19 protein-coding genes are annotated in these 19,991 nt (G+C 39.0%); 9 read left to right on the top strand and 10 right to left on the bottom strand.

Annotated elements, in window-relative coordinates; genetic code table 11:
* Positions 1-63 precede the first annotated feature (63 nt).
* Positions 64-975, bottom strand: a complete 912-nt coding sequence (locus tag MoGM_RS08145; RefSeq protein ID WP_104369582.1) for a glucosaminidase domain-containing protein — start codon at positions 973-975, stop codon at positions 64-66.
* 87 nt (positions 976-1,062) lie between these two features.
* Between MoGM_RS08145 and cdd the strand changes: the two genes are divergently transcribed.
* Positions 1,063-1,539 (top strand): cytidine deaminase, encoded by a 477-nt coding sequence (gene cdd / locus MoGM_RS08140; protein WP_104369581.1) that lies wholly within the window; start codon positions 1,063-1,065, stop codon positions 1,537-1,539.
* Here cdd and MoGM_RS08135 read toward each other — a convergent pair.
* The 9 genes from MoGM_RS08135 to MoGM_RS08095 all read right to left on the bottom strand — a co-directional run bounded on the left by MoGM_RS08135 (position 1,520) and on the right by MoGM_RS08095 (position 11,050).
* Positions 1,520-2,980, bottom strand: a complete 1,461-nt coding sequence (locus MoGM_RS08135; RefSeq protein ID WP_233210215.1) for a right-handed parallel beta-helix repeat-containing protein — start codon at positions 2,978-2,980, stop codon at positions 1,520-1,522. The genes cdd and MoGM_RS08135 overlap by 20 nt on opposite strands.
* A gap of 62 nt (positions 2,981-3,042) precedes the next feature.
* Positions 3,043-3,606, bottom strand: coding sequence for an NADH peroxidase (locus tag MoGM_RS08130; RefSeq protein WP_104369579.1), 564 nt, complete (start codon positions 3,604-3,606; stop codon positions 3,043-3,045).
* An 89-nt stretch (positions 3,607-3,695) separates the two neighbouring features.
* On the bottom strand, positions 3,696-4,616 hold the full coding sequence (locus tag MoGM_RS08125) for a rhamnogalacturonan acetylesterase (RefSeq protein WP_233210214.1): 921 nt from the start codon (positions 4,614-4,616) through the stop codon (positions 3,696-3,698).
* A 148-nt stretch (positions 4,617-4,764) separates the two neighbouring features.
* Positions 4,765-6,138 carry a histidine--tRNA ligase gene (gene hisS / locus MoGM_RS08120; protein WP_104369577.1) on the bottom strand — a complete coding sequence of 458 codons (1,374 nt, stop codon included), beginning with the start codon at positions 6,136-6,138 and terminating at the stop codon, positions 4,765-4,767.
* Positions 6,138-7,409 carry an adenylosuccinate synthase gene (locus MoGM_RS08115; RefSeq protein ID WP_104369576.1) on the bottom strand — a complete coding sequence of 424 codons (1,272 nt, stop codon included), beginning with the start codon at positions 7,407-7,409 and terminating at the stop codon, positions 6,138-6,140. Before MoGM_RS08115 ends, hisS begins: the two co-directional genes overlap by 1 nt.
* A gap of 1 nt (position 7,410) precedes the next feature.
* Positions 7,411-7,905, bottom strand: coding sequence for a Fur family transcriptional regulator (locus tag MoGM_RS08110; RefSeq protein ID WP_104369575.1), 495 nt, complete (start codon positions 7,903-7,905; stop codon positions 7,411-7,413).
* Positions 7,906-7,969: 64 nt separating this feature from the next.
* Positions 7,970-8,590 (bottom strand): DNA alkylation repair protein, encoded by a 621-nt coding sequence (locus tag MoGM_RS08105; RefSeq protein ID WP_104369574.1) that lies wholly within the window; start codon positions 8,588-8,590, stop codon positions 7,970-7,972.
* A 15-nt stretch (positions 8,591-8,605) separates the two neighbouring features.
* The gene (locus tag MoGM_RS08100; protein WP_104369573.1) at positions 8,606-10,558 is read right to left on the bottom strand and encodes a dihydrofolate reductase; all 1,953 of its coding nucleotides are present in this window, start codon (positions 10,556-10,558) and stop codon (positions 8,606-8,608) included.
* A 12-nt stretch (positions 10,559-10,570) separates the two neighbouring features.
* Complete coding sequence (locus MoGM_RS08095; protein WP_104369572.1) at positions 10,571-11,050, bottom strand: AraC family transcriptional regulator; 480 nt, start codon at positions 11,048-11,050, stop codon at positions 10,571-10,573.
* A gap of 1,255 nt (positions 11,051-12,305) precedes the next feature.
* Between MoGM_RS08095 and rplU the strand changes: the two genes are divergently transcribed.
* From rplU to MoGM_RS08055, 8 genes are all read left to right on the top strand, one after another.
* Positions 12,306-12,623, top strand: coding sequence for a 50S ribosomal protein L21 (gene rplU, locus MoGM_RS08090; protein ID WP_104369571.1), 318 nt, complete (start codon positions 12,306-12,308; stop codon positions 12,621-12,623).
* A 21-nt stretch (positions 12,624-12,644) separates the two neighbouring features.
* On the top strand, positions 12,645-12,908 hold the full coding sequence (gene rpmA / locus MoGM_RS08085; protein WP_104369570.1) for a 50S ribosomal protein L27: 264 nt from the start codon (positions 12,645-12,647) through the stop codon (positions 12,906-12,908).
* Between the two features lie 206 nt (positions 12,909-13,114).
* Positions 13,115-14,404, top strand: coding sequence for a serine--tRNA ligase (serS, locus tag MoGM_RS08080; RefSeq protein WP_104369569.1), 1,290 nt, complete (start codon positions 13,115-13,117; stop codon positions 14,402-14,404).
* Between the two features lie 74 nt (positions 14,405-14,478).
* Positions 14,479-16,764, top strand: coding sequence for a bifunctional dihydroorotate dehydrogenase B NAD binding subunit/NADPH-dependent glutamate synthase (locus MoGM_RS08075; protein ID WP_104369605.1), 2,286 nt, complete (start codon positions 14,479-14,481; stop codon positions 16,762-16,764).
* Between the two features lie 4 nt (positions 16,765-16,768).
* A complete protein-coding gene (locus MoGM_RS08070; protein WP_104369568.1) occupies positions 16,769-17,137 on the top strand; it encodes a DMT family protein in 369 nt (122 codons plus the stop codon).
* A 12-nt stretch (positions 17,138-17,149) separates the two neighbouring features.
* Entirely contained in the window at positions 17,150-17,881 is a 732-nt protein-coding gene (locus MoGM_RS08065) for a tRNA 2-thiocytidine biosynthesis TtcA family protein (RefSeq protein WP_104369567.1), read from the top strand.
* Positions 17,882-17,955: 74 nt separating this feature from the next.
* Positions 17,956-19,119, top strand: coding sequence for a hypothetical protein (locus tag MoGM_RS08060; protein ID WP_104369566.1), 1,164 nt, complete (start codon positions 17,956-17,958; stop codon positions 19,117-19,119).
* Complete coding sequence (locus tag MoGM_RS08055; protein ID WP_104369565.1) at positions 19,116-19,988, top strand: nucleoside phosphorylase; 873 nt, start codon at positions 19,116-19,118, stop codon at positions 19,986-19,988. The genes MoGM_RS08060 and MoGM_RS08055 overlap by 4 nt, the downstream gene beginning before the upstream one ends.
* The last annotated feature ends 3 nt before the right edge of the window (positions 19,989-19,991 follow it).

Here is a 19,991-nt window from a genome sequence, read left to right as displayed (position 1 = left end):
TTGAAAATAAGCCAAATATATGAAAGCATCTGTTCACTTTTTTGACAAAAACGAATTTAGTGATTATCTCAGGCGCAAACCGTCTCCCACCCTTATCTGGTAGTCCGGTGAAAGACCATTCATCTTATATAAATTGGCCAACCGTATTCCGTATAATTGTGCTATGCTGTACATCGACTCACCGGGTTTCACATAGTGCAACCTTCCTTTATAACTCTTAGGAGCTTTCGTACGCTTTTTTTTGAGATATATAATTTCGCCTTCTTCAAGTATATCCTTGCGATTCCGTTCATTATACTTTGCCAATGAACGATATGAAATACCAACCTCGGCAGCAATAGTCCGAAATGTATCACCGTGCCGTGCTTTCACATAATAATTGTTATTAAATTCAAACACTTGGTGTAGAACCCCGCCTTTGCCGGCAATGTCTTTGCTTCTGCGCGCAAAGAACTTATCATATTTCCTTGCCTTGTCAAACTCATGCAGTCTGTAAAGTTGAATTATCTCTATAAGTTTCTTTGCATACTGGGGATTGGTAGCATAACCGGCTGCTCTCAATCCATGCGCCCATCCTTTATAATCAGTGACTTTAAGACTGAACAACTTGCGGTATCTCTGCCCTCCGGCCAAAAAACGGGAATGGTCTTCATAACTTTCATAAGCATTACGATAGGCTCTGAAACACTCATTCCTTGCGTCATCATCATGATATACGGCACGTCCCTGCCACCCATGGCATTTTATTCCGAAATGATTATTCCCTTTTGTAGCCAATACACTCAATCCGGCACGAGACTCAAACAGCCCCTGAGCAAGTGTTATACTTGCCGGAATATTGTATTTCAGCATCTGCTCTATGGCCAGGTCCTTATATTGGTTTATGTATTGTTGATATGCTTGATTCCACCGCATCTGCGCTTGCGCTAAGGCAGCAAACAGACATAAACATGTTGTCAATATATATCGCGTCATTATAAGTATCGTTTTTATAATACAAAAGTAGTGAAAATAATCTACTTATCACAGATAATTTGCTAAATTTGCACCAAAAGATATATTATGGAAGAAAGAACGGTAAAATCGATATTTACGATATGCAAACAGGAAGAGTTGCCTTGCGATGAGCAAAGATTGGTGAACAAGGCCATCGAAGCCACACAAAACTCATACTCCAAGTACTCGCATTTCAGTGTGGGAGCGGCGTTGCAACTTGACAACGGAGAGGAAATAACAGGATGCAATCAGGAAAATGCCGCATTCTCAGTCACAATCTGTGCGGAACGTACTGCCCTGTTTACCGCAGGAGCACAATTCCCTGATAATGCCGTAGTCAAAATTGCCATTGCCGCAAGAAACCGTGAAGGACTATTGGCAGACCCGATAACCCCATGCGGCACTTGCAGGCAGGCACTTATCGAGACCGAGCAAAGGTTTGGCAGAGAAGTCCGTATATTGCTTTACGGTACCAAACATATATATGTAATGGACGGCATAAAAAACTTGATGCCACTTTCCTTTAACGAGGAAAAACTATAAGACGTTTCGGATCCACATACTGATAGCAACCGATATCAGGTATATCGCCACGGTCTTTACCTATGCGGTCTGTGAGGTATTGTCCTATAGGCATGGCATTTCCTCTTGCGGTAGACATGGAATCCAACTTGAAGTTGTAATACATGTTTTCCTCATCAATAAGAATGAAGTGGCCTTTACCTTGCAATGTGTCTTTAGGTGTCTCCCAAATTATATTACTGTAAGCTCCGCTATTGATCATGTTACTGTCAGGCTTTTCCGTACGCAATATGGAATTGGCAAAATAATAGCTGAAAGCCACTGTCGTATCTTTCGTCTCTCCATATACGACATCGCCGGCGTACCCCGTTACCAATGTATTATAGCATTCAAGAGCATGAAGAGGATAATCATACTCCCCTTTGAAATTAGTAAAGCGTAACGCCGCCCCCCTATCCGCACTGAACGGATAGAATTGGGCTATGGTACAATATACAATCAATGCACTTCCTCCATGTATTGCGACACAATCTCCGAGAGTATTGGTTATCTGACTATTTACAATGGACACATTCGAGTTGTTGGTTTCCACCCCCGTCCCTTTGCAATTATGTATAATAACATTTTCCAGCGTAAGCCTGGAAGTAAGCGGGTCATAAGCCGCGGAATCGCATACCACACCATATTCGGCACTGTGAATATCCGCATTTGAAATGTAGTTGCCAGACGAGGAAGAATGTATACGTATGCCACGCCACTGTCCGCTCACACGGTCGTACGGCAGATAATCAAACATTCGGTCTGTGCGATCTCCCCTGAAAACTACATCGTTACCGACATTACCCTTGTTTACAATAAGCCTGCCATATACATCTATTCCGGCTCCGTCATGAAAATAAAGACATGCCGGAGCATTTATAGTAAGTGTAACGCCACTATCGACCGAAAGCCCACGGCGGATGACAATAGGCTTGTTTCCGGATATGACACTGTCTTTTTTTATCACAACGGTATCACACAGTAATGCATCCCACGAATATGCTCGCAGGCATACGCTCTGCTCCACACCACTTTCAAGATTAAAAAGAAGATTGTCCTCTACAAGCTGAGGCGTATCCGAATTATTCATGGCCGATGTCAATTCTACGAAAACCCTTATACTGTCTCCTTTACGTATTTCAATATCGCTGACTTGACTCCCGAGGGCATTATCCAGATACTCTCCGTCAACATTCACACGAAAACCGGTTTGGTTTCCCCGTTGGAGCCTGACCTTACGCACACGGATACCATCACCACTATTATTATATACCCAAAAATTGTATGTTGAAGTAGGAACAGTACTGAAAAGAGTATCCATATTTACCGTATCCGTGGAAAATGTCAGTATATCCGAACGGTTTGTACCGAAAGAATCATCGTCTGTACAAGCCGAGAAAAACGTTACCGACAATATTGTCATAAAAAAAAATAGTCGTTTCATCTTAATGATAAAACGACTATTCTCATATTTTATTGTGCCTATTATTTCTCATCTCCGAAATAACGCTTGTATAATCCCATGAAACCCGCACAATGGCGAGCTTCATCTTTTGCCATCTCATGAACAGTATCATGTGTAGCGTCCATTCCGGCTGCCTTGGCATTCTTCGCTATACGGAATTTGTCTTCGCAAGCACCTTTCTCTGCTGCTATACGTGCTTCAAGATTACTCTTCGTATCTCCAAGTACGTCACCCAACAACTCTGCAAATTTAGCCGCATGCTCCGCTTCTTCAAATGCGTAACGCTTATAAGCCTCGGCAATCTCCGGATAACCCTCACGGTCAGCCTGACGGCTCATGGCAAGATACATTCCAACCTCACCACACTCTCCGTTGAAATGTGCGTTAAGATCGGCTATCATCTCCTCGTTAGCGCCCTCATTCTTCGCTGCGCCGAGAGTATGTACTGTCGCGAATGTCATCTCATCATCAGATACCATTTCGGTAAACTTAGAGGCGGGAGCCTTACAAATCGGGCACGATTCCGGTGCCGCATCACCCTCATATATGTAACCACATACAGAGCAAATAAACTTCTTCTTCATAATTGTTGTAAATCTAAATATATTTCTTTGCAAAAATACGAAATATCATACACTTGAACAAATTTATCAATTGATTTATTCAATTAATTCTACTTCTTCCACTTTGCTCCTTCTCTCAATATAAACTTTATTTTTTTGTCTTTATTGACTACCGGCTTATTCCATTCGCCGGCAAAAAGCTGTATAGTCGTTTTCTTTCCAACGGGAGCATTGTCCACCGCTCTCTGTACATCAAAATAATCACCGACACCATCTGATGCCACTGAGATATCATAGTTCAGTGTGTGCTTTCTCAAGGCCGGAACTTCCTTGGCGATAGCATCCGTAAGCAAGCGGGCAACAACATGTGCTCCATATACATTATAATGTGTATTGTCCTGACGCCCTTTGGGAACCGATGGCTCCTCGCCTGGTAAAAACCACATGTGCAATTTCTTGGATTTCTCCTTTCCGAGTCCCTGTTCAAGGTCATGGGTTATCTTATTGGCATCTACAAAAGGAACATCCATTTCTTTCGCAACATTACGCGGTGCCACAACATAATCTCCATGAGTGTCTACCAATATGTCACCTTCCTCGTTTGACTGTATTTTGGTAGGACCCGTGGTATTACGTAAAGCCTCATCATCGTCATTGTCAGGAGCCGACTTCAAGAAGTTACGGCGTACAACACTATTGAACAAAACGGGAATGCCACCTTTCTCACGAGTTTCACGAATGAATTTACGAAGATTGTCATCAAATGTCGACCCTGGGTCTGTATGCCTGTCAGCCTTAGGCTTTTCATCATTATGGCCGAACTGTATAAATACATAATCACCAGGCTTTATTTTGTCCACAACAACTTTCCAACGTCCCTCATCTATAAAACTCTTGGATGAACGACCGTTTACGGCATGGTTATCAACTATTATTCCTTCATCAAAATAACATTGCAGAGCCATTCCCCACCCTCTTTCAAGATTACCGTTTTTAATTGGTTTGTTGGCCATCGTCGAATCACCAATCATAAATATTGTTATTGTATTATCTCGCTTAAAGGCGGATAAGGTTATAACGACAATCAATAAATAGATTATGTTTTTAAGCTTTCTCATAAAATTTATCTGATTTATAAAACAATCATCCTCCAATATCTACCGGAAACCATATAACCTGTCATTCCGTTGAATTTGCGACGATATCGATCATCTCTTCAATCGTAATCAAATTCTGCTCTCCGGTAGACATGTTCTTCAATGTTATCTTACTCTCTTTTATCTCATTCTCTCCAATCAAAGCTACAAACGGTATGCTTTTATTATTTGCATAACTCATCTGTTTCTTCATTTTGGCAGAATCGGGATATATCTCCACACGTATACCGGCTTCTCTGAGTCGGTTTATCAAAGTAAGACTATAAACAGCCTCTTTCTCACCGAAATTTATAAAAAGAACCTGGGTGGATGATACGGCATCGGTAGGATATAAATTTAAACTATTCAGTACATCATAAATTCGATCTGCTCCGAAAGAGATCCCTACACCGCTTATTCCCGGCATTCCGAATATTCCGGTAAGATTGTCATAACGACCACCGCCAGTTATACTTCCAATTGGAGTATCAAGCGCTTTTACCTCAAAGATCGCACCGGTATAATAGTTCAGTCCGCGTGCCAAAGACAAATCGAGTTGTATTTCATTTCTCAACCCAACGGTCTTTAATGTATCAAGTATAAAACGACATTCTTCTATGCCTTTCTGACCTATTTCGCTATCTCTGAGAACTCCACTGATAACAGACAATTTGTCATCATTCGCACCATCAAGTGATAATATCGGTTGCAACTTCATTATTGAATCATCTGACAAACCTGATGCCCGCAACTCCTCGTTAACATTATCTATACCAATCTTATCTAGTTTGTCTATGGCAACGGTTATATCAACAATCTTGTCTGCCGCTCCGATGGTTTCCGCTATACCTGTGAGGATTTTCCTATTGTTGATCTTGATTTGTACCCGTATTCCAAAACGGGTGAAAACGGTATCAACAATCTGCATCAATTCTACTTCATTAAGTAGCGAATCGCTACCAACAACATCAGCGTCACATTGATAAAACTCACGATAACGCCCCTTTTGCGGACGATCCGCACGCCATACAGGCTGTATTTGATAACGCTTGAAAGGTAGTTGCAAGTCATTACGATGCATCACGACATATCTGGCAAAAGGCACAGTAAGATCATAGCGAAGTCCTTTCTCACATATACGCGAAGCCAAACGCAATGAGTTACGTTCTTCAAGTTCTTCTGATGTAACACCGCTTAAATAGTCGCCACTGTTCAATATTTTGAAAAGCAGTTTGTCACCCTCCTCTCCATACTTCCCCATCAGAGTTTGAAGAGTTTCTATTGAGGGGGTCTCAATCTGCTCAAAACCATATAATGCATATACGGAACGAATTGTATTAAAAATATAATTACGCTTCGCCATCTCTATGGGAGAGAAGTCACGAGTTCCTTTCGGTATACTTGGTTTCTGTGCCATTACTTCAAAATAATAGTCTGATCCCTATCCGGACCTATTGAAATTATAGTTATCGGTGTCTCTAATTCTGCTTCAAGGAATGCGATATAGTCTTTAAATGCTTGCGGGAATTGTTCTTCCGAAGTAAATTTTGTCATATCCGTCTTCCATCCCGGCAGTTCTTCGTAGACAGGTTCTATACCTTCCTCTATATCATAAGGGAAATAGTCTATCTCCTCTCCGTTCTTTTTATATGCCACACAAGCTTTGATCTTCTCAAATCCGTCAAGAACATCGCTTTTCATCATAATTAATTTTGTAACACCATTAACCATAATAGCATATTTCAAAGCAACAAGATCAATCCAACCACAACGACGTTCACGTCCCGTCACCGCTCCGTATTCGTGCCCCAAAGCACGGATATTATCTCCTGTCTCATCAAAAAGCTCAGTCGGGAAAGGACCGGCACCGACCCTCGTGCAATAAGCTTTCATTATACCATAAACATCCCCAATCTTATTAGGACCTATTCCCAGTCCAGTACATGCTCCGGCACAAATCGTATTAGAGGATGTAACAAACGGATATGAACCGAAATCCACATCGAGCATCGTACCCTGAGCACCTTCGCAAAGAATACTTTTACCGCTTTTAAGAAGATTATTTATTTCATGCTCAGAATCCACTATCTTAAAGCGACGAAGATACTCTATTCCCTCAAGCCAATTCTTCTCAACCTCAGTAATATCATATTCATAGTCCATTGAAGCCAAAATACTCTCATGACGTGCCTTGCACTCTGCATATTTACGCTCAAAACCTTCGAAAATATCACCAACGCGCAATCCGTTACGTGACACCTTGTCCGTATATGTAGGACCGATACCCTTTCCCGTAGTGCCGACTTTGCTTTTACCTTTAGCCGCCTCATAAGCTGCATCAAGCACTCGGTGTGTAGGCATAATCAAATGGGCTTTTTTAGATATGTAAAGCCGTGATATCAGTTCGTGCCCACTTGCCTCCAACGCTTTGGCCTCATCCATGAAAAGATCAGGAGCGAGCACTACACCATTTCCTATTATATTGACTTTACCACCTTGGAATATGCCTGAAGGAACACTGCGCAATACATATTTCTGACCCTCAAATTCCAACGTATGACCGGCATTCGGGCCGCCCTGAAATCGAGCTATAACATCATACTTCGGTGTAAGTACATCAACTACTTTACCTTTTCCTTCATCACCCCACTGAAGCCCCAGCAGGACATCAACTTTGCCTTTGTTCATTTTATATGTTTTTTTGTGATTTCACTTTCTGCCTATTATTCCTTTGCCTCGCCAACTTAGCCTGACATGAACTACATATCCCATATATATATAAAGAGAAGCCATCTTTACGAAATCTTTCCAAACGCATGCCGCTTATAACTTTTTCTATTTCCAATGACTTAAACTCCGTTATTTTTCCGCAAGTAGTACATATTTGATGACAATGACTACTGTTATCATAACAAGCTTCATACTTCGTACATCCTTGAAATCTATGACGAATAACCAACCGTAACTCCATGAAAAGCCTTAGTGTGTTATACAATGTAGCACGGCTGACCGGGAAATGGTAGTCTTCACGAAGTCTTTCTCCTAATTCCTCTAACGTAAAATGTCCGTCAATGCTATATACAGCATCAAGTATGGCAAACCGCTCCGGAGTCTTCCGGTGGTTACTTAATTCCAAATAATTGGTCAGAATACTCTTCACGGATTCTTTCACGTTATCTTTCATCTTCCCTAATCATCATAAACCGCACAAAGTTACTATTATTTATTCAGAATAGGCTCATTATCGGTTAAAAAAGTTCAATACCCAATTTATGTAAGGCATTCAATACAATTCTTTCATGAGTATCCCCCAATAATGAAAAACGCAAAGCGCTTGACATTGCAGCTTTCTTCACTACAGTATTGTCTCCTTGCAATGCGACAGTCAACTGATCTATATATTCGTTTATTTCACGCTCATCTGGTTCCCTCCCTTTCATAAACAACCGGGAAAGTACATGAAACCCACAAAGCTGGTATATCATTTTCTCTGATGCCATCCATCGATACGCTATCTCCGCTGCAAAAGGAAGGTACTGGTAAAGATTAAAAGATGCCATTTCCGCTATTTCAACCGAATCTGTCTGCTCCATCCATATATCAACTATTTCCGGCATAATCTTTTCCACTGGCATAATAAGAGTGGCCAGTATTTTACACTCTCTCACATTCTCCTTCCAAAGAGCTATGGCCAAATCATAATCCTTACCGATTTCTGCCGCTTTGTCTTTCAGCATGGGAAACGGTGCTCCCCAATTTATATGATATTCTATTCCTTTCTCCCTCATTGACTGAGCTGCAACGCCATCCATCATTAAACGGAACGAACATTTAACGGCTTTCAGCCTTTCGCTTATATCCTCATTCATAATATCAATTCAATCTTATATCAATGTGGCATATTCAGAGCTGTACCTTAACATTTGGTGTTCGTATGTTTCCGAATAATCAATCTTTATATCCGTTATGTTACCGCAAGCATCTGTCACTGGTATCATCATTGGATTTATGAATCCCTTATAAGGGGCAATGTTCAATCGGTTATAACGCTGTAATATCTCTTCATGCAAAACCGGATCGACATTTACCCCATACTTTTCCACAAGTTTACGTGCTGCCTCAAAATCACCTTCGCTCTTTATACGCTGCACTTCAACCAACAATTTGGCAAAAAGCCCTCTCAACTTTTCATAATCGGTTATCTCTATATAAGTCTTCTCCCCTTTTTTATATAAATGAATGGCATCACCATTATCATAACACCATCTCGCAATAAGAGCACGATTCCGCATGTGAGCCTCCTCAATCTGATTTCCGGGTGAGATCCTCACTATTTGAGTCAACATGCCATTCAATATATATGTGTAATACTGTGACTTATATGCCTCCGATTCATCCAAAAGACCAAGCTTGAGCATATACGGATCTGCCAAATAATAAAGAGCAAACAAATCTGCCCTCGCTTCTTCTATTGTATTCCCATAAGCTTTAAGTGCATCGGGATCTACCCCAGGCAATAATCGTCCACTTCCATGGCCGAGACATTCATGTAAATCGGTATGCAAGTCATCGCACACATTGCCATATCTGTCCATTAGTGACTTTATGTGCTCATCCGTGACAAATTCATCTTTAAATCCATTGCCCTTTGAAGCTTCGCTATAAGCATGCGTCAAGTTACCGATCGTTACACTTTTACTTCCATATTCAGTACGAATCCAGTCCGCATTTGGAAGATTTATTCCTATCGCTGTGGACGGATATTCATCACCGCCCAACATTGCGGCACAAACAACTTTGGCTGAAATACCTTTAACTTGTTTCTTCTTAAACCGGTAATCTACGGGGGAATTATCTTCAAACCATTGAGCATTGTCACTTATTGTCTTTGTACGCTTGGTAGCTTCCAAATCAATATATTCAACAATTCCCTCCCATGAACCTTTAATACCAAGTGGATCACCGTAAACTTCAATAAAGCCATTGACAAAATCAACTCTTCCATCAACCGAATCAACCCATTCAATCGAATATTCATCAAATTTGCGTAAATCGCCTGTCTTGTAATATTCTATAAGCTTTTGGATGACACAACGTTGCTTATCATTCTCTGCAACATTTTTCGCTTTTGACAACCAATATATAATATGGCTGATTGCCTTCGCATACAATCCTTTTTCACTCCAAACCTGCTCAAAAATCTGTCCATCTTTTTTAACTAATTTGGAATTCAACCCGAAAGATGGGGAATTATCGCCTGCCCTTTCCTTTAAAGCACCATAATAATCTTCCACTTCTTTTTGTGTCACACCATCATAATAATTACATGCCGAAGATGTAACCAGGTCATAACCATTAGCTTTATTCACTCGCTTTGACATAAAGCTTTCATCAAACATGATTGAAATCAATTCATCGCAAAGTCCATCTACGGTCTGCCCTGAGTTCAACGGCAAACGGGTTGCCTCAACCTCATGCATAACGCAACGCAAATACTCTTTGGAAAATCCTGGTACAAACTTCTCACAACCATAATGATGATATATACCATTTGAGAACCAGACCCGTTTCAAATATACTTCCAAAGCTTTAAACTCATCAGTATCATGGGATATGGTTCGATCCTGATATATTGTTTCCAAAGTTTTTCTTACCCGCAGATTATATTTTCCAAATTGGTCGAAAACAATATCCCGACCATATAATGTTGCCTGAGCGAGATAGTAAATAAAAATCTTCTGACATATAGCAAGTTGCTCAAAACCGTCTAGACGGTATCTGAGCAACTGAATATCCGCGAATCTCTCGTCGGAATAATTAAATCCTGAAATATACATTTTTCCATTTACTTATTCTTCCGCATCTTTTACTTCTTGCTTTCCTCCAGTTTTTTTGCTTCTTTTCGGCGTAACAGCATCTGCACTATGCAACAAACGATACTCTCTTGGAGTCATTTTCATCAATTTATAAAAAGATGCATAAAAAGACTGGCGGTTTGAGAAACCAACCATATCGCTGACTTCCTCCATGTTAAGATTCATATACCTCTTGTCAACGAGTATCGCCATTGCCTCTTCTATCCGGAATTTATTGACAAAAGAAGTGTAATTCATGTGAAACCTTACATTCACCACAGCCGAGATATAACGTGTATTGGTTTTCAAATCCTCCGCAAGTTTTTTTGCTGAGTAATTCTTATCTTTATACCTCTTCTGCATTACTATGATGTTCAAGATCTTTTCCTTCATCTCGTCCATCAACTGAGGACTAATCATACTTCTGTATATAGCCTCCTTTTCTTTTCTTTCTGTAATATTATACTTTGCCATAACCTATTGAGTTTATAATTTGTTTTCGTTGCAAATATACGATATTTTTATTTGTTTTGTCGTTGTTTTTCCTGTATTATTTCTAAAATAATCATAACAAAAATATTAAAAATAAAAATACAACGACATAATTGTTAAAACAGTAGCCAAAATGCATGAATTATAAAAATAAATCCTACTCGCCAACAACAAAATGCACATATCAAACCAACACTTTTCCATAAACAGAAGTATCGCCAAATGTAGCACAAGAATGTTTTGTTTTTACCGCCTGCTATTAACTTTGCACACCAATTAAATATATCAAGACAACAAATAATCTTGATATATTTTTACAAATATAATCCATCTAAAGAAAGAAGCACATATTGTCAGTCACCTCAAAAAGAATAATAACAAATCAAGATACACATATGTTTACAACAACAATTTACATGTCCAAGCACAAATAGGCCCAACCTCAGACATAATTAACTTAAGACACACCATGCAAATTTACATTTGCTACATAGGATAACATCCGGCATATATAATTTAACTATAGATAGGTTTTCTATATACATAATATATAGAGTCTTTGGCCATATAACAAGAAAAAAAACAGAAATCAACCGATAAGCAATGCGATACAACAGGATTGCAAAAACGAAATAACACATATCCCCAAAAACAAATTCAATTCAGCCACATTAATATATCATTTTCATGCTTATTTATCTTTTTGATACATCTTATTATGTTATATGTGATAATATCGTCATTGAATTATAAGATAAAGATAATTTTATTTACAATAACAAGTAAGTTAAAATCTATTCTTCATAAATATCAGATTCGGATTACTACACATGAAATGCATAAAGCCTGCTTTTTAAGATAAATAATACCACATACTTATCAAATACCTTTCATTGTGTGCCCACACAATAAATTTTATCAAAATTATTCAGAAAAAGTTTGCGAAATCAAATAAAAATACATTATCTTTGCAGTGTTATCCTGAAAACAATCTTTTTACCTTACAAACTAATACCTATTGAAGATATAAAGCGGTTGCCTGTGAAAGCCATCGCTTTATTTTATACCCACCTTTTTAAAGATTAATAATTGTTAACCCAAAAGGATTTCTTCCCATAAAATTCCTACTAATTCATCAAAAATCAGTAACTTTGCGGCCGATTTAGTCCGTGGAGGCTTAAACAAGCGAGAACACGATGTTCATCCGCCTTACGGAAAAACCGTTTATTAATAAATAATGTACGCAATTGTAGAGATTAACGGTCAACAGTTTAAAGCCGAACAAGGCAAAAAACTTTTTGTTCATCACATCAGAGATGCAAAAGAAGGTCAGGCTGTTGAGTTTGAGAAAGTACTGCTTATTGACAAAGATGGCAGTGTAGAGGTCGGTGCTCCTACAGTAGAAGGAGCCAAGGTTGTATGTGAAGTTGTAAACCCTCTTGTAAAAGGTGATAAAGTCATCGTTTTCAAGATGAAGCGCAGAAAAGACTATCGAAAGAAGAACGGTCATCGCGCACAATTCACAGAGATTGTAATAAAACAAGTAATCGCTTAAAATTTTAGGAGGAAGTAAGAAATGGCACATAAAAAAGGTGTTGGTAGTTCTAAGAACGGCCGCGAATCAGCTTCACAGAGATTAGGCGTTAAGATTTGGGGTGGCCAAAAAGTAATAGCAGGCAACATCATTGTTCGTCAGCGTGGCACAAAACATAATCCTGGCAACAATGTTGGTATCGGTAAGGATGATACACTCTATGCTTTGGTCGACGGAGTTGTCAATTTCAAAAAAGGCCGCAACAACAAGAGCGTTGTTTCCGTAATTCCGGGAGCAGAAGCCTAACAAAATTTAAAATAATTTATTCCAAACAAACAACGGAAATCCCACTTCTCCAAGGAGATTTGGGATTTCTGCCTTTTTATAGGCTTAAATATCAGAAAATCGAAAATAATATTAAATTGTTTTTTATGCTACATTTCGTTTATTCCACCGAATTATATTAACTTTGCAGAAAATAATATTGATTAAGTTTTTAAAACAAAATATTTATGCTTACACTCAAACTCATCAGTGAGGAAACTGAACGTGTCATTTGTGGTTTGGAAAAGAAGCATTTTAAAAATGCTAAAGAAACCGTAGCTAATGTGCTTGCCATAGACAAACGCCGTCGTGAGGCACAACAAAAAGCAGACAAAGCCAAACAGGAAATAAAACTCTTATCTGCCGAGATTGGCTCGCTAATGAAACAAGGCAAGAAAGACGAGGCAGAAAGCGTTAAAGCAAAAGTTGCCACATTGAAACATACTGACAAAGTAATGCAAGATGAAATGGCCGCTGCTGAACAAGAACTCACTAACCTGCTTTGTACCATTCCAAACATTCCGAATAAAGACGTACCAGAAGGTAAGGACGCTGCAGACAATGTTATTGTAACAGAAGGTGGCCAAAAACCTTGCCTATCAACTGATGCCATGTGCCATTGGGATTTGTGTAAGAAATACAATCTCATTGACTTTGACATGGGAGTAAAAATAACAGGAGCCGGTTTCCCTATATATATAGGCAAAATGGCTCGTTTACAACGGGCACTTGAAGCTTTTTTCCTTGATGAGGCACGCAAAAGCGGATACTTGGAAATCCAGCCGCCATACGTAGTAAACGAAGCCTCTGGATACGGAACCGGCCAACTTCCAGACAAAGAGGGCCAAATGTATCATTGCAACCTTGACAACCTATACCTTATACCGACAGCGGAAGTTCCCGTCACTAATATTTTCCGGGATGTAATTCTTGACGAGAAAGATCTCCCAATAAAGCGCACGGCATATTCAGCTTGTTTCCGAAGGGAGGCCGGGTCTTACGGAAAAGACGTGCGAGGTCTCAATCGCTTGCATCAATTCGACAAGGTGGAGATTGTACGTATAGATACTCCAGAGCATTCTTATGAAAGTTTGAGAGAAATGCTGACACATGTGGAAAGTCTTATCAAAAAGTTGGAACTTCCTTATAGAATATTACGATTGTGTGGTGGAGACATGAGTTTCACCTCTGCCATCTGCTATGATTTTGAAGTATGGAGTGCCGCACAAGAACGTTGGCTCGAGGTATCTTCTGTTTCAAACTTTGAAAGCTATCAGGCCAATCGTCTTAAATGCCGCTATCGCAAGACTGAAGATAAAAAAATCGAATTGTGCCATACATTGAACGGCTCGGCACTGGCACTACCGCGTATCGTGGCTACAATAATTGAAAACAACCAAACACCGGACGGCATAAGAGTTCCGAAATGTTTGGTACCTTATTGCGGCTTCGAAATGCTGGACGATAAAAACTTTTAATATAACAGATGAAAATTAGGAACATATATCATGGTTTTGTTCCTAATATTCATTTATTTTTATCAGGTAAGAACATGAACAGAATTATTCGTAAGGAGCAATTTTCCGAAAAAGTATTCCTTTTTGAAATAGAAGCACCACTCATTGCCAAAAGTAGAAAAGCCGGCAATTTCGTTATTGTACGTGTTGATAAAAATGGAGAAAGAATGCCATTGACAATAGCAGATGCCGACATAGCCAAAGGTTCCATTACACTGGTCGTTCAGCAAGTGGGGCTATCATCGATAAAACTCTGCAACCTAAACGAGGGAGACTATATCGCCGATGTTGTAGGCCCATTGGGAAATCCTACACACATAGAAAAATTCGGAACTGTCATTTGTGCTGGTGGTGGTGTCGGAGTAGCACCTATGTTACCCATCATAAGAGCACTCAAAGCCGCTGGCAATCGTGTTCTGTCTGTCCTTGCCGGACGCAATAAAGATTTGATTATCTTAGAAAAAGAAGTTCGTAATAGCAGTGATGAGGTTATAATAATGACCGATGACGGTTCGTATGGAGCAAAAGGTGTCGTTACTGTCGGTATTGAGCGCCTCATCAACCAAGAACACATAGATAAGGTGTTTGCAATAGGTCCTCCCATAATGATGAAGTTTTGCTGTTTGTTAACACAAAAGTACAACATTCCAACAGATGTGTCACTAAATACCATCATGGTAGATGGCACTGGAATGTGTGGCGCATGCAGACTTACAATTGGCGGAAAAACTAAATTCGTATGCATCGACGGACCGGAATTTGACGGAGCCTTGGTCGATTGGGACGAAATGTTCAAACGTATGGGAACATTTAAACGTGCAGAACAGGAAGAATTGGAACACTTCGATGAGCATGTCACATGCAGTGAACTGTTGACAGATCGTAACGCACAGTGGAGAAAAGACTTACGAAGTGCAATGAAACCAAAAGAACGTACAGCCATTAAGCGGGTTGTAATGCCTGAACTTGAACCTGAATATCGTTCGACTACACTTTGGGAGGAAGTCAATACTGGTTTAACGGCCGACATGGCTATTGTTGAAGCCCAAAGATGTCTTGACTGCGCCAAACCGACATGCGTAGAAGGATGTCCGGTAAAGATAAATATCCCGTCATTCATAAAAAACATCGAACGTGGAAATTTTCATGCTGCCGCAAAAGTTCTAAAAAACACCTCTACCCTACCCGCCGTTTGTGGACGAGTATGTCCGCAAGAGAAACAATGCGAAAGTAAATGTATACATCTTAAAATGAATGAGTCGGCTGTGGCTATTGGCTATCTGGAACGATTTGCTGCCGATTATGAACATGACAGTGGCAAAATATCGCTACCTGATACTGCTCCGGCAAACGGTATCAAGATTGCTGTTGTCGGTTCCGGGCCAGCAGGACTGAGTTTCTCTGGAGAAATGGCGAAAAAGGGATATGAAGTGCATGTATTTGAAGCATTACACGAAATCGGCGGCGTGTTAAAATATGGTATCCCCGAATTCCGGCTGCCAAATCACATAGTTGATGTTGAAATAGACAATCTTAGGAAAATGGGAGTAAACTTCCATACCGATTGTATTATAGGCAAAACAATATCAATAAGCGAACTTGAAAGTGATGGCTTTAAAGGTATTTTCATAGGCTCTGGTGCCGGCCTGCCTAATTTCATGGGCATTCCTGGCGAGAACCTGATTAATATAATGTCATCAAATGAATATCTTACACGAGTAAACTTGATGAACGCAGCTGACCCAACGACAGATACTCCTATAAACTTAGGTAAAAACGTAATGGTTGTTGGTGGTGGAAATACTGCAATGGATTCTTGCCGCACCGCAAAGCGCCTTGGAGCAAATGTTATGATTGTTTACCGCCGTTCGGAAGATGAAATGCCGGCACGCTTGGAAGAAATCAAGCATGCGAAAGAAGAAGGAATACAATTCCTGACATTACATAACCCCACAAAGTACATTGCAGATGAAAGCGGTGCTGTAAAACAAGCTATATTAGAAATTATGCGACTGGGAGAACCTGACGCAAGTGGCAGGCGCCGTCCCGAACCGACCGGAAAGACAAAGACAATAGATGTTGATCAGGTCATCGTTGCCATTGGAGTTTCCCCCAACCCACTCGTTCCACAATCTGTAGAAGGTCTGGAACTCGGATATAAAAATACCATTGTGGTGGATGAACACATGCAAAGTTCACGCAAAGGCTTATACGCCGGTGGTGATATTGTAAGAGGTGGGGCAACTGTCATCTTGGCTATGGGAGATGGTAGAAAAGCCGCTGAAAATATGGATAAACAGTTAAAAGAGAACAACCAATAACCAAGTGAACGGATTATATACTATCATATTACTCATACTAAGCAATGTCTTCATGACACTTGCATGGTATGGGCATTTGAAACTGCAACAAACAGGAACAACAAACAACTGGCCTCTACTGGGAATAATTGTTTTCTCTTGGATAATAGCTTTTTTTGAATATTGTTGTCAAGTTCCAGCAAACCGCATCGGATTTCAAGATAACGGCGGCCCATATACACTTGTCCAACTCAAAGTTATACAAGAATGTATAAGTTTAGGTGTCTTTGCTGTTATAGCAAATATTATGTTTCAAGGCCAAACACTTCATTGGAATCATATATTAGCCTTTTTCTTTATCATATGTGCGGTATATCTTGTGTTCATGAAATAACAATCATTCTACATGCCACAATATACAGAAATTCAAAGACTGGAACATAAAATTATCAGAAAGTTTCAAAAGGCACTTTACCAATACAAACTCATTGACGATGGAGATAAAATTCTGATAGGTTTATCCGGTGGTAAAGATTCCTTGTGCTTAATGGAATTATTGGCCAAAAGAGCCAAAATACAAAAACCGACGTTTTCGGTTGAAGCCGTACATGTGAAAATGGAAAACATACACTATGAATCCGATACAGCTTACTTATATTATTTTGCAAAAAAATTAGGTGTACCATTGCATGTGGTTACGACAAGTTTTGAATATAAACCAGAGTGCAAAAAATCTCCCTGCTTCTTATGTTCATGGTACAGACGAAAACAATTGTTTAATCTGGCACAAAATATCGGATGCAATAAAATTGCATTGGGACACCACATGGATGATATAATACACACAGCATTGATGAATTTATCATTTAATGGGCATTTTTCAACTATGCCCATTAAATTAAAAATGTCCAAAATGCCACTGACTATTATCCGGCCAATGTGCTTAATCAGTGAGTCTGACATACATAAATATGCAGAACTAACAGGCTATAAGAAACAACTAAAAAAATGCCCTTATGAAACAGAAACAGAACGAAATAACGCTAAACATATATTCAAAGAATTTGAAGCAATAAATCCAGAAATAAGGTATTCAATTTGGAATGCGCTGGAAATTGACAACAAATTAATTGAGTAACATTCTAAATATTGTTAATGCCATATATAACATAAAGAACTTTTACGTATCTTTGTTTAATAAAAAACAAAGATATGAGGAAATTATTAATCTTAATCACCATACTCTGTGTAATACCATTTTATTTATCAGCACAGAACATCTCAAAGCGCTCTAAATCAGCGTCAAAAGCGGAACAAAAAAATGATTCCCCAATTGAACGCATGATTACCGCAACACAAGATATTATCTTTATCGACAGTATAGTTGTTGATAAAGATAAATTTCTTAGTAAATACAATCTCGGTTCTGAGGCAGGAAATATATACAAATATAATGATTTCTTTAATCATTCAGATTTGCAGTCCAATTCTTTTATATACGTAAATGAAATTGGAGACAAATGCTATTTCCCAATTGAAGATGCACAAGGTAATGCAAAACTATACACTAGTGACAAACTTAATGGGAACTGGACAGAACCTGTCATTGTAGAAGGTTTATATAATGACAAAGCATTGTCACAGTTTAATTACCCTTTTATGATGCCCGATGGAGTCACATTATATTTTGCCGCAACAGGGGAAGAAAGCATAGGTGGGTTGGATATCTTTGCCACAAGATTTGATGCAGATGAAGGTAGATTTCTTGAACCGGAAAATATCGGTATGCCATTTAATTCTGAAGCAAACGATTACATGTTCGCAATAGATGAGTTGAATAACATCGGATGGTTCGTAACAGACAGAAACCAAACGGAAGGAAAAGTGTGCATATACATATTTATTCCTTCTGAGACACGACAAACTTATTCCACAGATAAATATTCAATGGAGGAAATAAAAGAATTTGCCCGTATCTCTAAAATATCAAAAACTTGGAAAGATGGCATAGAAAGAAAGAATGCATTAAATCGTTTATCAACTATTCAGCCAAAAATGGAACAAAACAAAGAACATTTCTCGTTTGTCATAAATGACAATATTTTATATGATAAAATATCTGATTTTCGTTCAAAGAATAATATAACCTTATATAGACTATTGAAAACAAAGAAAGAACAATTGTCTGCACTTGACCAAACAATCGAAAAGGCACGCATCTATTATATAACAGCAAATTCTCAGGAAAGAAAGGTATTAAAGAATGAAATATTAAAAAGCGAGCAACAATATGAAGTTCTTGAAATAACTATCAGTAAAATAGAAAAAGAAATTAGAAATTCAGAAAATAACCTTTTAAACCAGAACAGATTATGAAAAAATATTTTGAAGAATCAGAGTTGATAATCAACAATGACGGAAGCATATTCCATTTACATTTAAAACCAGAGCAACTTGCCGACAAAATTATATTGGTTGGTGATCCCGGACGTGTAGAATTGGTAGCTTCACATTTTGGAATAAAAGAATGTGAAATTGAAAACAGAGAGTTTCGTACCATAACCGGAATATACAATGGTAAACGAATTACAGTACAGAGTACTGGTATTGGATGTGATAATATTGATATTGTGATTAACGAAATTGATGCTTTAGCAAATATCAACTTCAATACACGCACAGAAAAAGATATACACCGTGAACTATCTCTTGTTCGTATCGGAACCTGTGGCGGCCTACAACCTGACACACCTATAGGTACTTTCATTGCTACTGAAAAAAGCATTGGCTTTGATGGACTATTAAATTTCTACGCAGGCAGAAATGAAGTTTGTGACATTGATTTTGAGGAACATTTCAAGAAACACATGAATTGGAACCCACAACTTGGCGCACCTTATGTAATTGATGGTGATAAGGAACTGATAGAACGAATTGCATCAGATGATATGGTGCGAGGTGTAACCATTGCATGTGGAGGTTTTTTTGGTCCGCAAGGACGTGAATTACGCATTCCACTCGCAGATCCAAATCAGAATAAAAAAGTAGAAAATTTCGAATACAACGGTTACCGTATAACAAACTTTGAGATGGAAAGTTCTGCCTTGGCCGGATTGGCCCGCCTAATGGGACATAAAGCCATGACATGTTGCATGGTTATTGCCAACAGAAGAGCCAAAGAAGCTAATTCTACATATAAAAACAGCATCGACAATCTAATTAAAATAGTTTTGGATCGTATATAATTT

The sequence above is a fragment of the Prevotella sp. MGM1 genome, assembly GCF_002933775.1.
Lineage (GTDB): Bacteria > Bacteroidota > Bacteroidia > Bacteroidales > Bacteroidaceae > Prevotella.
Note: the sequence above shows the minus strand (reverse complement) of the source record. Positions and strands in the feature narration are given on the sequence as shown.

Coding starts and splice junctions, on each gene's coding strand:
- MoGM_RS08145 (WP_104369582.1), bottom strand. CDS start 975: ATGACGCGATATATATTGACAACATGTTTATGTCTGTTTGCTGCCTTA.
- cdd (WP_104369581.1), top strand. CDS start 1,063: ATGGAAGAAAGAACGGTAAAATCGATATTTACGATATGCAAACAGGAA.
- MoGM_RS08135 (WP_233210215.1), bottom strand. CDS start 2,980: ATGACAATATTGTCGGTAACGTTTTTCTCGGCTTGTACAGACGATGAT.
- MoGM_RS08130 (WP_104369579.1), bottom strand. CDS start 3,606: ATGAAGAAGAAGTTTATTTGCTCTGTATGTGGTTACATATATGAGGGT.
- MoGM_RS08125 (WP_233210214.1), bottom strand. CDS start 4,616: ATGATTGGTGATTCGACGATGGCCAACAAACCAATTAAAAACGGTAAT.
- hisS (WP_104369577.1), bottom strand. CDS start 6,138: ATGGCACAGAAACCAAGTATACCGAAAGGAACTCGTGACTTCTCTCCC.
- MoGM_RS08115 (WP_104369576.1), bottom strand. CDS start 7,409: ATGAACAAAGGCAAAGTTGATGTCCTGCTGGGGCTTCAGTGGGGTGAT.
- MoGM_RS08110 (WP_104369575.1), bottom strand. CDS start 7,905: ATGAAAGATAACGTGAAAGAATCCGTGAAGAGTATTCTGACCAATTAT.
- MoGM_RS08105 (WP_104369574.1), bottom strand. CDS start 8,590: ATGAATGAGGATATAAGCGAAAGGCTGAAAGCCGTTAAATGTTCGTTC.
- MoGM_RS08100 (WP_104369573.1), bottom strand. CDS start 10,558: ATGTATATTTCAGGATTTAATTATTCCGACGAGAGATTCGCGGATATT.
- MoGM_RS08095 (WP_104369572.1), bottom strand. CDS start 11,050: ATGGCAAAGTATAATATTACAGAAAGAAAAGAAAAGGAGGCTATATAC.
- rplU (WP_104369571.1), top strand. CDS start 12,306: ATGTACGCAATTGTAGAGATTAACGGTCAACAGTTTAAAGCCGAACAA.
- rpmA (WP_104369570.1), top strand. CDS start 12,645: ATGGCACATAAAAAAGGTGTTGGTAGTTCTAAGAACGGCCGCGAATCA.
- serS (WP_104369569.1), top strand. CDS start 13,115: ATGCTTACACTCAAACTCATCAGTGAGGAAACTGAACGTGTCATTTGT.
- MoGM_RS08075 (WP_104369605.1), top strand. CDS start 14,479: ATGAACAGAATTATTCGTAAGGAGCAATTTTCCGAAAAAGTATTCCTT.
- MoGM_RS08065 (WP_104369567.1), top strand. CDS start 17,150: ATGCCACAATATACAGAAATTCAAAGACTGGAACATAAAATTATCAGA.
- MoGM_RS08060 (WP_104369566.1), top strand. CDS start 17,956: ATGAGGAAATTATTAATCTTAATCACCATACTCTGTGTAATACCATTT.
- MoGM_RS08055 (WP_104369565.1), top strand. CDS start 19,116: ATGAAAAAATATTTTGAAGAATCAGAGTTGATAATCAACAATGACGGA.